The organism is Streptomyces sp. NPDC100445 (assembly GCF_044759735.1).
Taxonomy (GTDB): domain Bacteria; phylum Actinomycetota; class Actinomycetes; order Streptomycetales; family Streptomycetaceae; genus Streptomyces.
In genome coordinates this window covers 242,221-255,292 of sequence record NZ_JBIVZV010000004.1, presented here as the reverse complement: position 1 = coordinate 255,292, position 13,072 = coordinate 242,221, and the positions used below count along the sequence as shown (strand labels likewise).

General features: G+C 70.6%; 13 protein-coding genes. 5 read left to right on the top strand and 8 right to left on the bottom strand.

The window, feature by feature from the left end; translation table 11 throughout:
- Window positions 1-183 precede the first annotated feature (183 nt).
- Window positions 184-1,446 (bottom strand): MFS transporter, encoded by a 1,263-nt coding sequence (locus ACIQVT_RS12735; protein ID WP_403751310.1) that lies wholly within the window; start codon window positions 1,444-1,446, stop codon window positions 184-186.
- A 112-nt stretch (window positions 1,447-1,558) separates the two neighbouring features.
- On the opposite strand from ACIQVT_RS12735, the gene ACIQVT_RS12730 reads away from it, so the two are divergent.
- Window positions 1,559-1,936: an ArsR/SmtB family transcription factor gene (locus ACIQVT_RS12730; RefSeq protein ID WP_403751308.1), complete on the top strand. Its 378-nt coding sequence runs from the start codon at window positions 1,559-1,561 to the stop codon at window positions 1,934-1,936.
- A gap of 459 nt (window positions 1,937-2,395) precedes the next feature.
- Here ACIQVT_RS12730 and ACIQVT_RS12725 read toward each other — a convergent pair whose 3' ends face one another.
- The 4 genes from ACIQVT_RS12725 to ACIQVT_RS12710 all read right to left on the bottom strand — a co-directional run bounded on the left by ACIQVT_RS12725 (window position 2,396) and on the right by ACIQVT_RS12710 (window position 7,126).
- Window positions 2,396-3,922 (bottom strand): glycosyl hydrolase family 18 protein, encoded by a 1,527-nt coding sequence (locus ACIQVT_RS12725; protein ID WP_403751306.1) that lies wholly within the window; start codon window positions 3,920-3,922, stop codon window positions 2,396-2,398.
- A 252-nt stretch (window positions 3,923-4,174) separates the two neighbouring features.
- Window positions 4,175-4,627 (bottom strand): DoxX family protein, encoded by a 453-nt coding sequence (locus ACIQVT_RS12720; protein ID WP_403751304.1) that lies wholly within the window; start codon window positions 4,625-4,627, stop codon window positions 4,175-4,177.
- Window positions 4,628-5,203: 576 nt separating this feature from the next.
- Entirely contained in the window at window positions 5,204-6,664 is a 1,461-nt protein-coding gene (locus ACIQVT_RS12715) for an FAD-dependent oxidoreductase (protein WP_403751302.1), read from the bottom strand.
- 246 nt (window positions 6,665-6,910) lie between these two features.
- The gene (locus ACIQVT_RS12710; RefSeq protein WP_403751301.1) at window positions 6,911-7,126 is read right to left on the bottom strand and encodes a hypothetical protein; all 216 of its coding nucleotides are present in this window, start codon (window positions 7,124-7,126) and stop codon (window positions 6,911-6,913) included.
- Between the two features lie 639 nt (window positions 7,127-7,765).
- Here ACIQVT_RS12710 and ACIQVT_RS12705 point away from each other — a divergent pair.
- Window positions 7,766-8,965, top strand: coding sequence for a serine hydrolase domain-containing protein (locus ACIQVT_RS12705; protein ID WP_403751299.1), 1,200 nt, complete (start codon window positions 7,766-7,768; stop codon window positions 8,963-8,965).
- Window positions 8,966-9,046: 81 nt separating this feature from the next.
- On the opposite strand, the gene ACIQVT_RS12700 is transcribed toward ACIQVT_RS12705, so the two are convergent.
- Together ACIQVT_RS12700 and ACIQVT_RS12695 are read right to left on the bottom strand one after the other, a co-directional pair.
- Window positions 9,047-9,664: a dihydrofolate reductase family protein gene (locus tag ACIQVT_RS12700; RefSeq protein WP_403751297.1), complete on the bottom strand. Its 618-nt coding sequence runs from the start codon at window positions 9,662-9,664 to the stop codon at window positions 9,047-9,049.
- 73 nt (window positions 9,665-9,737) lie between these two features.
- Window positions 9,738-10,328, bottom strand: a complete 591-nt coding sequence (locus ACIQVT_RS12695) for a TetR/AcrR family transcriptional regulator (RefSeq protein ID WP_403751295.1) — start codon at window positions 10,326-10,328, stop codon at window positions 9,738-9,740.
- A gap of 257 nt (window positions 10,329-10,585) precedes the next feature.
- On the opposite strand from ACIQVT_RS12695, the gene coaD reads away from it, so the two are divergent.
- A complete protein-coding gene (gene coaD, locus ACIQVT_RS12690; RefSeq protein WP_403751293.1) occupies window positions 10,586-11,062 on the top strand; it encodes a pantetheine-phosphate adenylyltransferase in 477 nt (158 codons plus the stop codon).
- Between the two features lie 126 nt (window positions 11,063-11,188).
- Here the strand turns inward: coaD and ACIQVT_RS12685 are convergent, their stop codons facing one another.
- Window positions 11,189-11,506, bottom strand: a complete 318-nt coding sequence (locus tag ACIQVT_RS12685) for a hypothetical protein (protein WP_403751291.1) — start codon at window positions 11,504-11,506, stop codon at window positions 11,189-11,191.
- Window positions 11,507-11,564: 58 nt separating this feature from the next.
- Here ACIQVT_RS12685 and ACIQVT_RS12680 point away from each other — a divergent pair, with 58 nt between their 5' ends.
- Window positions 11,565-11,771 (top strand): hypothetical protein, encoded by a 207-nt coding sequence (locus ACIQVT_RS12680; protein ID WP_403751289.1) that lies wholly within the window; start codon window positions 11,565-11,567, stop codon window positions 11,769-11,771.
- Window positions 11,772-12,031: 260 nt separating this feature from the next.
- Window positions 12,032-12,988 (top strand): hypothetical protein, encoded by a 957-nt coding sequence (locus ACIQVT_RS12675; RefSeq protein WP_403751287.1) that lies wholly within the window; start codon window positions 12,032-12,034, stop codon window positions 12,986-12,988.
- Window positions 12,989-13,072: the final 84 nt, after the last annotated feature.

Sequence of the window (13,072 nt, the reverse complement as noted above, 5' to 3'; positions counted from 1 at the left end):
ACGTGGGGGGGGGGGGGGGGGGGGGGGGGGGGGGGGGGGGGGGGGGGGGGGGGGGGGCGCGGGGGGGGGGGGGGGGGGGGGGGGGGGGGGGCGCCCCCGCCGGGGGGGGGGGGGGGGGCGGCCCCCCCCCCCGCCCCCCCCCCCCCCCCCACCCCCCGGGAGCGTCCCTCCTCCCGGATGCCGTCAGGACGGGTCCGTCACCTCGCGCCGGGTGGAGAGGACCACCCGGCCGCCGATCAGGGCGAGCCCCATGAGGACGGCACCGAAGACCGTGGCACCGTTGGTCAGCCCCACGGCGTCGCTGAGGTAGCCCGCGGAGACGGGCAGGATGCCGGCGAGGACGTAACCGCCCACGTTGAGAGCGGCGTTGGCCTCGGCGAGGCGCTGGGGCGGGACGCTGGAGTTGAGCAGCGACAGGCCGCCCAACTGGCCCAGGCCCTGGCCGGCGCCGGCCAGCAGCGCCGAGAGGATGAGGACCGCCACCGCCGAGGTGTGCACGGCGACGACCAGCGTGATCATGCTCAGTGTGGTGCCGGCGGCACCCGCCGTGAGGATGGTGCGCCGGCGCAGCCGCTGGACGGCGAACTGCACCCCGGTCGCGGTCAGGAACATCACGAAGGCCATGGCTCCGGCGACGATCCGGTTGGTGGTGCCGAGCAGTCCGGACAGGAGCGAGGGGCCCAGCGAGAGGACGAAGGACGTGGCGGTGATGCCGGGCGCGAACACCGCGATGCCGAGGGCGAGCTGACGACCGTTCCCGCGCGGGACCCCGGGCACCCGAACCCAGGCGCCCTCGGCGCGCACCTCGGGACGCCGTACCGGCATGCGCAGCACGCAGAGCACCGCGCTCACCAGGAGCACGGCCTCGACGACGAAGACGGTCACGGTCGGCGCGGGCGCCACCTCGGAGAGCACGCCGGCGAGCAGCGGGCCGAGTCCGGCGCCGAAGACCATGGCGCAGGAGGCGAGCAGGGCGGCGATCCGCTTGCGGGCGGGCCCGGCGACGTCGGTGACCGCGGCCATGCCGGCCGAGACGACCGCCCCGACCGCGATCCCGGTGAACAGCCGCGCCACGATCAGGGCCGCCACGCTTGCGGCGGTGGCGAAGATCAGGCAGGCGGCGAGGGCGAGCACCAGCGCGGGCAGCAGGACGGGCTTGCGGCCCACCCGGTCGGAGACCACGCCGGAGACCAGCAGCGAGCCGATCAGACCGACGATGTAGAAGGCGAACACCACGGTCAGGGTGCCCTTGGAGAAGCCGATGTCGCGCTGCCACAGCACGTACAACGGCGTCGCCGCGTTCGAGAGGACGAAGACGGCCGTGACCGGCCACGCGGCCAGCCACACCCACCACAGTGGCGCCGTGGGCCGCGCGCCGCTCCCGGCGGTGTCTGCGCGCTCCCTCCCGTCGACGGTCTGGACGGCTGAGGTCCGGGTCTCGGACATGACTGTTCCTCCCGATCATCCCTGCCGGCTCTCCAGCAGTACGAGTCGAGTCGAACTTAGCATGCAGTACGATAGAAGTCGTACATAGGAATCGCGTTATGAGGAGTTGCCTATGCCCGCGTCCACGCCACCCGCACCCGCCGCCAAGGCGCTCCCCGATCCGTCCGACCTGCCCGAACCCCTACCGGAGCCGGCGGTCGACGAGCTGCGCCTGGAGACCGTGCTCGGTGCGCTCAGCGACCCGCTGCGGCTGACGATCGTCCGAAAACTCCTCCTGGAGTCGGAGAACTTCGACCATTCGTGCGGCTGGTTCGGGTTCGACCGGCCCAAGTCGTCGCTCACGCACCACTTCAAGGCGCTGCGCGAGGCCGGGATCACACGCCAGCGCCAGTACGGGCTCGAACGCCGCAGCCACGTACGCGTCGACGATCTCAACGCCCGGTTCCCCGGACTGCTCGACCTGGTCGCGGCCTGGACCCCGCGCGCCTGAACCGGCAGGGCGGGGTGGCGCGGGGCGCGGGTGGCTGGGCGCCGGACCGCGGGGAGCCGACGACCAGGTCGCGGTGCGCCGGTCGCCGGGCCGGCGCCGCGGGGCGCGACGGAGCCGCTGCGTACGTGGCCGCCGATGTCGACCTGCGACCCCGGGTGCCGTTGCGCCGGTGGTGGGGAACGCGGGACGGGCGGCGGGGCCCCCCCCCCCGGGGGGGGGGGCGGGGCGCCCCCGGGGGGGGGGGGGGGGGGGGGGGGGGGGGGGGGGGGGGGGGGGGGGCGCGCCCCCCCCCCCCCCCCCCGGGGGGGGCGCCCCCCCCCCCGTCCCGTGGGGGCCGGGTGGCGGTGCTCGGTGTCGTGCGTGCGTGCGTCGGCGGCACCGTGTCGCTGGAGCCGCTCGCTACCGGTCCCTCCGACGGTCACCCGCGGCGACGTGCCGTCCGGGCGGTGACGTGGTGGTTCAGCAGGCGCCGAGGTCCTGCCAGACACCCCACTGGCCGGTGGTGCCGGGCTCCTCGCCCGTCGTCCACCACTTGGCCTTCCAGTTGTGGCTCTTGTAGGAGACCTGCTGGCCACCGGTGTAGACGGCGTCCTTGGCCCACGGGGCGGCCGTGCACTGGTTGCCGGAGCCACCGGTCACGGTCAGGGCGTAGGTCGCCGAGTGGCTTCCCGTGGAGCCCGCGCCGGTCACGGTGACGGTGTAGGTGCCCGAGGGCGCGGCCGAGGTGGTGGCCAGGGTCAGAGTGGAGGAGCCGCCCGCGGTGACCGACGTCGGGCTCAGGGAGGCGGTCACGCCCGCCGGGGCCCCGCTGACGCTGAGCTTCACGCTCTGGGCGTCACCCTTCGTCACGGCCGTCTTCACGGTGGCCGTGGCGGACTGGCCGGCCGTCACGGACCCGGAGGCGGGGCTGAGCGTGACGGAGAAGTCGTTGGACGGCGTGGTGGTGCCGCCGCCGGTGAACGGCGCGAAGACGTGCGTGAAGTCCCACGTGTTCTGCTCGATGCCGGAGCAGTTGTCCGCGGCGGCGCCGCCCGCACAGCCGCCGTTGTCCCGCTGGAGCGCCCAGAAGGACAGGGTGTTGATGCCCTTGGCGACCGCCCAGTCGTACACGGTACGGGCGTTGGCCAGGGTGAAGGTCTCGGCCTTGCCGAAGTCGTCGACGCCCGGCATCTCGGTGACGCCGACCATGTTCCACAGCTGGGCCGCGGTCTTGCCCGGGTACAGCTGGGCGAGCAGGTCGTACAGGCCCTGGGCGGCGGTCTGGGTGTCCTTCGCCATGTCGTGGGACTGGTTGTCGTAGTAGTCGAACGTCATGAGGTTCACGACGTCGACGCGGGTGCCGTTGCTCACCGCGTTGCGCAGGAGCGCCGCACCGGTGTCCCCGAGGCCGTGGGTGGTGGTCGGCAGGGTGTAGGAGATCTCCACCTTGCGCCCGTTGGCCGCCGCCCAGTCCTCGACCAGTTTGATGGCCTTGTTGCGGCGGTCGATGCCGGCGGAGTTGTCGAGCGAGTCGACCTCGATGTCCATGTCGAGCCGCGAGATGTCGTAGGTGGTGATGACCTTCTCGTACGCGGCGGCGATCTGCTGCACGTCGGTGCAGCTGTCGGCGATCTCGGTGCCGGTGGTGTCGGCCGTGTAGCCCCCGAACGAGGGAATGACGTCGCCGCCGTTGCCCTGGATCGTCTTGATGTCGGCGCCGAAGGAGGACGCGGCGACCGGCAGGCCCGTGTCGCCGTTCCAGTACGGCGTGCAGGAGCCCTTGGAGGCGGTCTGCAAGAAGGCCATCGTCAGGTGCTTCGCGCCCGACTGGGCGGCCAGGGCGGCGGGGCTCTCACCGGTCCACGCCTCGAAGTAGGGGGCGAAGACGTGGTTCGGCAGGGGTGTCGCGGCCTGGGCGCTGCCGGTTCCCGTGAGGGCGAGGCCCACCGCGGCCGCCATGGTGGCGGTCGCGGTGAGGGCCGCGCGGAAGGAGAGCGCGAGTCTCATGTCAGTCCCGGTGTGTGGTGGGGGCCAATGTCCGTGCGCGGGGCAGGTGTTGTCGGTTACTGGATAGCGCCCGCCGGATGGGCGGGTCAATGGTCTGGACCAAGAAGGGACTAGACCAATTTACGGAGCTTGTGCGCCGCATGCCTGTACAGGGCACGTGGAGGTGGACTGGACCACGGCGCATGTTCGACCGGGCCGTCGCGGCCGCGTACGCATGGCGGCCACGGCCATGTTCGACCGGGGGCCGTCCGCTCACACCGATGTCGGCGTGCTCGGGCTCCACGTCCCGGTCGTCCCCTCGGTGTCGGACCGTCGGGAAGGGAAGAGGGAGCCCAGTGCCCAGCGCCCCGGGCCGAGGGCGGCGATGAGGAGGAAGGACCAGCAGAACAGGGCCGCCGGTTCCCCGCCGTTCTGGATGGGCAGGGTCCCGTGCGCCTGGTGCACGTCGAAGTAGGCGTACGCCATGGAACCTGAGCACAGCACGGCCGCGACCCGGGTCCCGAGCCCGCTCAGGACCGCCGCCCCGCCGACCAGTTGGATGGCCGCGGCCCACCAGCCGGGCCATTCGGCGAAGTGCGGCTCGGCGCCGTGCGGACCGCCCAGGACGCCGAACAGGGTCGCGGCTCCGTGGCAGGCGAACAGCAGCCCGACGACGATCCGGAACAGTCCGAGCACGTGCTCCTTGCTTCTTTCCAGCGTTTCCATGGGGGTGCTCCTCTCTCGCGCAGCGACCTCGGGGACGCTGCGCCGCGGTGGGGGCCTGCAAGCTGGATCGCGTTGCGGCGTGCCGCACCGGACGGCGCCGGTACGCGGTCCTCGGGCGGCGCGCCGATGGGATGGTGCGGGGGTCGGGTGATGCCGCGCCGTGGGGTGACCGACGCGTGACGGCGGTGCGGACGCGGCCCGGGGCCGCGCAGACGCAGTGGAACTGTGAGCTATTCCGGCCAGAGTTGTCTAGACCAACAGACGGGAAAGTTCTGGGTGTGGTGCGAAGGGTCAAGTCGGTTCACGCGGTGACCAGTTCGTCTCGCCGCGCCTCTTGACCGAACCCGTTCTGCCGTTATGGTCTAGACCTAATGGGTGACAGATTCCGGCCCGCACCGGCCGACGTCCACGCGGTTACGACTTCCAGACCGCCGCCGACTACCGGAAGGCGCGGGAGGTCCCCCGCGAAGGTCTGAAGGCCTGGCGGTGGGCAGTGGCTGCGGAGGCCTACGAGGCCATGCTGATCCTGCGCTGACCGGGGAGCGAACCCGATTCGTGGCGCAGGGTGCGTCGGGATCAGCGTTGCCGCGTGCCCTGTTCCGGCCCGCTGGACAGACTGTCGAGGAGGCTGCGTTCGGCGTGGCTGAACTGGGGGCCGTCGAGGGGAGGGGCGAGAGGGCCGAGGAACGCCGCCAACAGCGTCCGCGGCTTGACGAGCGAGGACGGCGGCGCCTGAAGGGCGAGTACGTCGGTCAGCGCCGTGGCGGCATGGAACGAACCCGTCGCGGTCAGCGACAGGCGGCTGACGTAGCGGTGCAGGAGCCGATCGGTGAAGTTCGGGCTCCTGCCCTTCGAGGTGCCGGTGCCGGTGCCGGAATGGATGTCCTGTCCCGTGGCGAGGGCCCAGGCGTTGTCGATGGGCCGGGCGATCGCGCGCTGAGCACGGCGGGCGAGGCCTGTGGTGAGACCCTGGGCGAGTAACTCTCGGAGAGCCAAGGCTCCTTGGGCCGCCGCTGAAATGCCCTGCGCGTACACAGGGTTGAAGACGGCAACGGAGTCCCCCAGTACCACGAGACCCTCCGGCCAACGGGGGAGCCGCTCGTAGCGATAGCGCCGGTTGGTGGTGCTGTGGGTGAGGCTGACGCCGGTGAGCGGTCGGGCGTGTGCGAGGAGGTCTGCCAGTAAGGGGTGGCGCAGCGTTCGCGCGAAGGGTTCGAAGGCTTCGGCGTCGCCGGTCGGGTGCTCGCCGCGGGCGCCGATCAGACTGACGTGCCAACGGTCGCCTTCGATGGGGAGGATGGCACCGGCCTTGCTCTGGCCGGGCGACCGCGGATCGGCCTGAATGCCGACCACGGGCCAGTTTCGGGTGGGGACGGGAGCCTGGTAGACGCGACTGGCGTACACCAGGCCCGAGTCGATCTCCTCCTTCACGAGGCGGGTGATGCCGAGCCGGCCGAGCCACTGGGGAGTGCGGGTGGCCCGTCCGGAGGCGTCGATGACGAGTTCGGCGTCCAGCTCGGTCTCCGTACCGTCTCCGGCACGCACCCGTACTCCCGTCACCTTGCCACTGCCGCCCAGCAGTCCGACCGCCCTGGTGTGCGTGTGCACGCTGATCCGCGGGTCTTCGAGCACCTGCTCGCGGACGACGAAGTCGGTCAGGTCCCGGCTCGCGCTGATCACATAGTGGGTGGCCTTCCGCCAGCGGCGGTACCAGCCCTCGGGGGAGTAGACCACCATGTTGGTGGTGACGGGAACGCGGTGGGCGCCTGCGGCGAGCAGCAGGTCGATGCTGCCGGGGACGAGTGTTTCGATCGCCTCGGCGCCCCCCGTCTGCAACATGTGGACGTGAACGGCCTGGGGCACACCGGTGCGCGGGTGGGGTCCTTCCGGCAGATGGTGCGCTTCGACGATGTCCACGGCATCGACGTGATCCTTGACCGCCGCCGCGGCGAACATGCCGGCGATGCTCCCCCCGATCACGACGACACGGGACGGGAGGCGGCGCGAGGCCTTGCGCATGGCGAACTCCTGCTTCATGGGACTGAACGGGTCGAGGAGAGTCGGTAGGAGGGGCAAGGCGAGCTGTAGTGACAGGGAGGCGGGGGGGTAGATGGGGGAGCGAGGCCCTGGCGGCGACGGTCTCGTCCGGTCGCACTCATCACTCCAGCGGTCCCAGCTGGGTCCGGGCCGACGAGCGGGGCAGCGATACCGGCGTCACCACCAGGGAGTTGAGCAGCGACTCGGTCCTCGCCGTCATGGATAGGTGATCGGGCTCGGCGGACGTCACAGAAAGATCAGTTCGACGTCCTTCTCGATGCAGAGGCGTAGGACGAGCGCCAGTTGTCGGGCGTCGTCGATGTGCTGCCGGACGAGGGGGTCGGCGGCCTGCTCGTGCCATTCGTGCGCCGAACGGTGGCGGAAGGCGTTGAAACCGCTGTAGGACCAAGCGACATGCGGACTGGTGGTGTCTCCGTCGCCCGGGAACAGAATCAACCCCACGCCGTCCTCCTCGCCCGTCATGCACAGGATCGACCGGAGGGAACCTCGCGCGCAACGGAGAACACCAGCGGATGGCTGGGGGATCACGCCGTCGAAGCCGACCGAGGGGCTGCCGAGGAGGCCGACGAGCGCCCCGAAGTCCGTGCGCAGGACGGCCGGGGCGCCGGTTCTCTACGCCGGGATCGGCAGGTTCCGATTCCCGCGGCCGCGCACGCGCACGGGGAACGGGGGGCCATGGACCGGGCCGTCTCACCGGCCGCGTTCACCGGAGCCAGAGATCCGGCCCTGATCCAAGGCCCCAGTGAATCGGGGACCTTGTACGGTAGGGAGGGTTCCCCCGGCGGACAGCGGACGCCATGCTGACCGTGGACCGCGTCATCGTCGTCACCGACGCCCACGCCTCCAGGCCCACGACAGCCCGTGACCGCGCCAACGGCCACCGCCGCAAGGTCACGGTGTACCGGCGTCGTCCCTGAATCGCTCTATTGGTACCGGCACTCAGCTTGTTCTTGATGGTCATAGCCGTTGCAGGTTGAGGACGGTCCGGACGACGTCAGCCAGCACACGGGGGAGAACCCGACCATGGGACCGCTGGTTGGCCGGATGGTTCGCCGGACGTGTCGTTCTTAGCGTTGCCTCATGTCGATCATGCGGAGTCGGATCAGCCATCGGACAGTGACCGTGCTCGCTGTCGCCCTGCTGGCGTTGTTCGTTCCAGCGGAATCCAGAGCGGCGGCTCCTGATCGCCTGTCCCGACTACAGCGTGATGCCGACGCCCTGCGGGACGACGGCGTCACAGGCGTATCGGTGAGACTGGAGACGCCCCACGGAGTGCGGACCGTCCATAGCGGGGTCGGCGATCTCAGCACCGGGCAGCCCGTGGCCACGGACGGTTACGTGAGGATCGGCAGCACCACGAAGACGTTCGTCGCGACCGTACTGCTCCAGCTCGCCGGTGAAGGCCGCCTGTCGCTGGACGACACGGTGGACACGTGGCTGCCCGGCCTGGTTCGCGGCCATGGCAATGACGGGCACCGGATCACGCTGCGCCAGTTGCTCCGGCACACCAGCGGGCTGCCCGACTACATCGGCGACGTCGTTCCTGATCTCAGCGCGGCCGGGTATCGCGCGAACCGCTGGACCACCTATACCTCCCAGCAGCGTGTGGCCCTCGCGATGAAGCACCAGCCGTCCTTCTCACCCGGTGTCGGCTGGGAGTACTCCAACACCAACTATGTTCTCCTCGGCATGGTCATCAAGGCTGTCACGGGCCATTCATGGGAGTACGAGGTCCGGGCCAGGATCGTTCGTCCGCTGTGGCTCACCCGCACTCTCACACCCGGCAACTGGCCTTTCCTGCCCGCTCCTCATGCCCGGGACTACCAGCAGTTCGAACCGGGTGGTGCCATGACCGACACCACGGTCGCCTACCTGCCCTTCGACGCCGACGCCGACGGGTCGATGATCAGTACAGTTGCGGACACCAACAGGTTCTTCACGGCACTGGTGCAGGGCAGGCTTCTGGCCCCCGCCCAGCTGGCCGAGATGCAGCACACTGTCGAAGTCCCCGCCGACCGCGGCTTTCCACCGGGCACGCGCGACGGGCTCGGCCTGTTCTGGACACCACTGTCCTGCGGCGGCGGGTACTGGGGGCACAGCGGCGACGGATTCGGATACCTGGTGTGGCCTGCCACGACTCCGGACGGCCGGACCGTCGTCACGGTCTCCTTGCACAGCCGACCGGGCGATGAAAGCAGCGCCACTCGGCAGATGCAAGACGTCACGGCTCTCGTCGACCGCGCACTGTGCTCCGCTCGTCGATCGCCGACGTCCACATGAACAGCACTCACCGACCACGCCGAACGAACCCGCACCGGCGTGAAGTCGGGCCGACCGGCCTGCTCTCCTTACCCTTTGCCGCTACCTGCCGGCGGGCTGGGGACTACCGGGGAGTCGGTCGTAGGTGAGGAAGGCCGCTCCGCCCTTGAGGACGGTGTGGTCGGTGAGTTCCCAGGCGTTGGGCGCGAAGGCCGCGGTGCGCCCGAAGAGGGGTATGCCGGCGCCGACGGTGAGCGGACTGAGCTTGACGATCACGCGGTCGATCTCGCCATGGAGTGCGCCGGCGAGTTCCCCTCCGCCGACGAGCCAGATGTCCTTGCCGCCATCGCCCTTCAACTCCCGCAGCTTCGACTCCGGGTCGCCGCCGACGAGTTCGATGCCGGGGTCCGGGCTTTCGGTCAGTGTCCGGGAGAAGACCAGGTGCCTCAGGTGGGGGTAGGCATCGGTCACGCCGGCCGCGAGGCCGGTCTCATAGCTCTTGCGGCCTTCCACGACGGTGTCGAAGCGGACGCCTTCGGCGGTGACACCGAGCGCGGCCCGCGCCGGCCCCGGCAGGGTCTCGGGGTACTCCTCGACGATGTGCTGGATGTAGTCCGCGGACGGCGACCAGAAGCCGCCGGGGCCGGTGGGGTCGGAGCCGTCGGGACCGGCGATGAAACCGTCGAGCGTGGAGGCGATGAAGTACACGAGCTTGCGCAATATGGTTCCCTTGCCGATCGGTTGCAGTGGACGGGGGTGGGGTGCGCCGCCGCCCGAGGGGGCGCTGTCGGTGTCATTCCGTGGAGGTGGGGAACGGTCCGACGATGCGCTCCACTGCCTGCGCGACCAGTCGGTCGCGCTCGGCGTCCGTGAAGACCTCCGGCAGTGTGAGCTGCTCGACGATCAGCCAGTTCATGGCCAGGTACATCAGCCGGACGGCGGTTGCGCCACCGGGCAGGCCGGCGGCCTCGTGCCGGTTGACGTTCTCGTCGATGTCGGCGCGGACCCGCTCGGTGAGCAGCGTCCGCAACTCCGGCCTTCTGGTGGCCTCCAGCCGCAGCTCCAGCAGCGCCAGGTGCCCGGCCGGGAAGGCCGCGACCCTGCCGACGCTCTCCCGCAGCATCACGCCGTACGACGCGGCGTCCCGCGCCTGGCCGAACATCTCGGTGAGCGCGTTCTCTTCGGGTCTGAGGCGCTCGTAGACGCGGGCACCGGCCTGGACGAGCAGATCGTCGCGGTTGCGGAAGTAGTTGGACGCGGTGCCGATGGGCACCCCCGCCTCCTTGTCGACAGCGCGCTGGGTCAGGCCGCGTGCGCCCTCGCGGGCGAGAACCTCGATGGCGCCGTCGAGCAGTGCGGCCCGACGGGCCGGATTCTGACGCATCGCGTACTCCTTCCTCGCTCCGAACGACTCCGAGTAGACCACTCCAGTTGAAGTACGTCAACTGAAGTAGTCAGGTCCTGTGGATCAGTCGCCCACCGGGCGTAAGAGGTCGGCGGCATGAGGCAGTGGATCTCCGGCGATTTCCGGGGCGTGCCCGACGCGGGCCTCCCACGTGGCGTGACCGACGTGTGACGTTGCGGTTGTCCTGCCCTGCGCACTTCACCACCGGGGGCGGCCGCTTGTTACTCTTCCCGATCATGCGAGCCCTCTTCCCAGGATCCTTCGACCCCGTCACTCAAGGGCACCAGGACGTACTCCGGCGCGCTGCCCTCCTGTTCGACGAGGTCGTCGTGTGCGTGATGTTCAACGCGAACAAGAGCGGCCGCCTGCCCGTCACGGAACGGCTGGACCGGCTCCGCGAGGCGGCGACCGGCTTGAGCAACGTCACGGTCGACTCCCACACCGGCGGCCTGTTGGTCGACTACTGCCGCGGAGCCGGCATCGACGTCGTCATCCGCGGAGTCCGCGGTGTCGCCGACCTGGACTACGAGATGCCGATGGCCCGCATGAACCATGAGCTGGCCGGAGTCGAGACCTTCTTCATCGCTGCCGATCCCGCCCTGGCCCATATCTCCTCCACCCTCGTCACCACGATGAGTCAACAGGCCCGTGAGCCGAATGATGATGCGAGCGAGCTTCTGCCGGCGGTCGGGGGCGGCAGCGAGGGTTCCTGACGTGTGCTGCGTGATGCGTTCATCAATTTCCGGGACTACACGTTCCGGGAGGCGAGATCGCACGGCTTCGGGTGGGTCGACATCAAGCGGCTGCGATTCCCCGCGGAGTCCGCAGGGGCTGGGGAGCTACTCGGGGCGCTCATCGGTCATGAACAGTTCCGGGACGACTATGCGGGCGGTGGGGTCCTGGCGGAGGGTGCCAGGCACGGCCCGTACTGGTTGAGGCTGGCCACCCTTGACGTGTACGAGATCGTCAGCCGGGAGAAGAGCGCGCACGTCCTGCGGGGATGGGCGAACCAGTTCGGGGACATGCCCGCCGACCTGGAGGCGAACCTTCAGCAGGAAGTGTTCGATCGCTTGGCTGCGGCCGACCACATCTACCACCTGAGCGGGCTCGCAGACGAGGCCATTCACGACTGGGGGCGTGTGCACGAGAACTTCCACGAATTCGTGCTCATCGACCGCTCAGCCGGACGGACAGGCCGTGTCGCTCACCGAGGCCTTGGCAGAGGCCCTGCGACAGCGCGGAGTCCCGGACCGGCTGGCCGCCCTGGCAGCCCACACCGGCTGGGCCACCTTCCACCAAGTGGCCCAAGCCTGTATCGCCGACCCGTCACAGAGCCTGAGCGAGCACCTCGCCCAAGCTTTCGACGATCTGCGCGCCCTGTCCGCGACCGCCCCACCGGCACAGACGCAGCCCGAGAACTGACAAGCCCGCACGCTCGTCGCCGAGAACCACGGGCTCAGTTCGTCGCCTACCGCCCCGGCCACGGACGTACGAGAGCGCAAGTCCCGCGCAGTGTCCGGCAGCAGGTCGAGCGATCGGAGTCGGCCCTTCGCCCCCCAGGGGCATCGTGCCGCCCCGTTGCCGGGATGGCGGGCGTGGCCGGCCCGCGCTCGACTGTTGGTGACTGATAACGATCTGGGCGCGCACCTTGCGTAATCCACCTGCCGCTCTAGCCTCCGACCATGGCTTTTCTATCGCGTCGCCGCACCGGGGCCCGCCTGTCGCCGGAACTCGGTGACCAGGAACTGGGCAGGCTGCTGAAATCGCTGCTGGCGACCACGAGGACCGGGACCTTCGCGACGACGGACCTGTGCGCCGCGCAGCTGTCCCGGCTGCTGGGCCAGGAGCCGGGCGACTGGGACCGCCGGACCCACCGCCTCGGGGTGCTGGCCGATTTCCTGACCGGGTCGCATCTGGCACGATCCTGGGCCACCCGCGAACCACGCAACGCCGACGCGCTCGTCCTGCACGCCTGGACCGACGTCGCCCGTGCCCGCGCGCACGGGAACCTGGAGGACGCGGCCGGCACCGTGGACAGCTGCCTGCGGGCCGCCGAACTCGCGCCGGAGGACCCCACCCCCTGGATCGCCCTCCTGGCGGTGGCCCGCGTCGAACGCTGGGCGCAGCCCCGGGTGTTCGGCGTCTGGAACGAGGTGCTCGCGCGTGACCGCTGGAACCGGGAGGCCTACTTGGCCATGCTGGGCTACCTGAGCCCGCAGGAGGCCGGGTCGCGCATGCAGGTCCTGGAGTTCGTGGACACCCTGCGGGCCCGCATGCCCGCGAACGCCCCCTGCGCGGCGACGGAACTCATCGCCCAGGTCCAGCAGTACCAGGCCGTGCTCGACCGGGGCGGGTTCGAGGCTCTGGTGGCGCGCAACCACTGGTCCCAGGTCATGGCGGCCCAGGCTCTCGACCGTGTCGTCCACACCTGGGTGCAGCCCGGCTTCCTGAAGCACGCCGCGGCCCCGGCGGATCTCAACGTCCTCGCCTACGCCTTGCTGGCCGCCGACCGGCGGGTGGAGGCCCGCGCGGTCTTCGAGGCCCTGGACGGCACCGTCACTGCTTGGCCCTGGCGGGTCGGCGGCGACCCGGTCCAGGAGTTCGAGCAGGCGCGGCGCAAGGCGACGGCCGGTATGTGACCGGCGCCCGTGCCCCTGCCGTAGCGCCCCGGTGAGACCACCGGCCGGCGAGCCGTACGCGCGGCAGCCGTACCGCCGGATGAG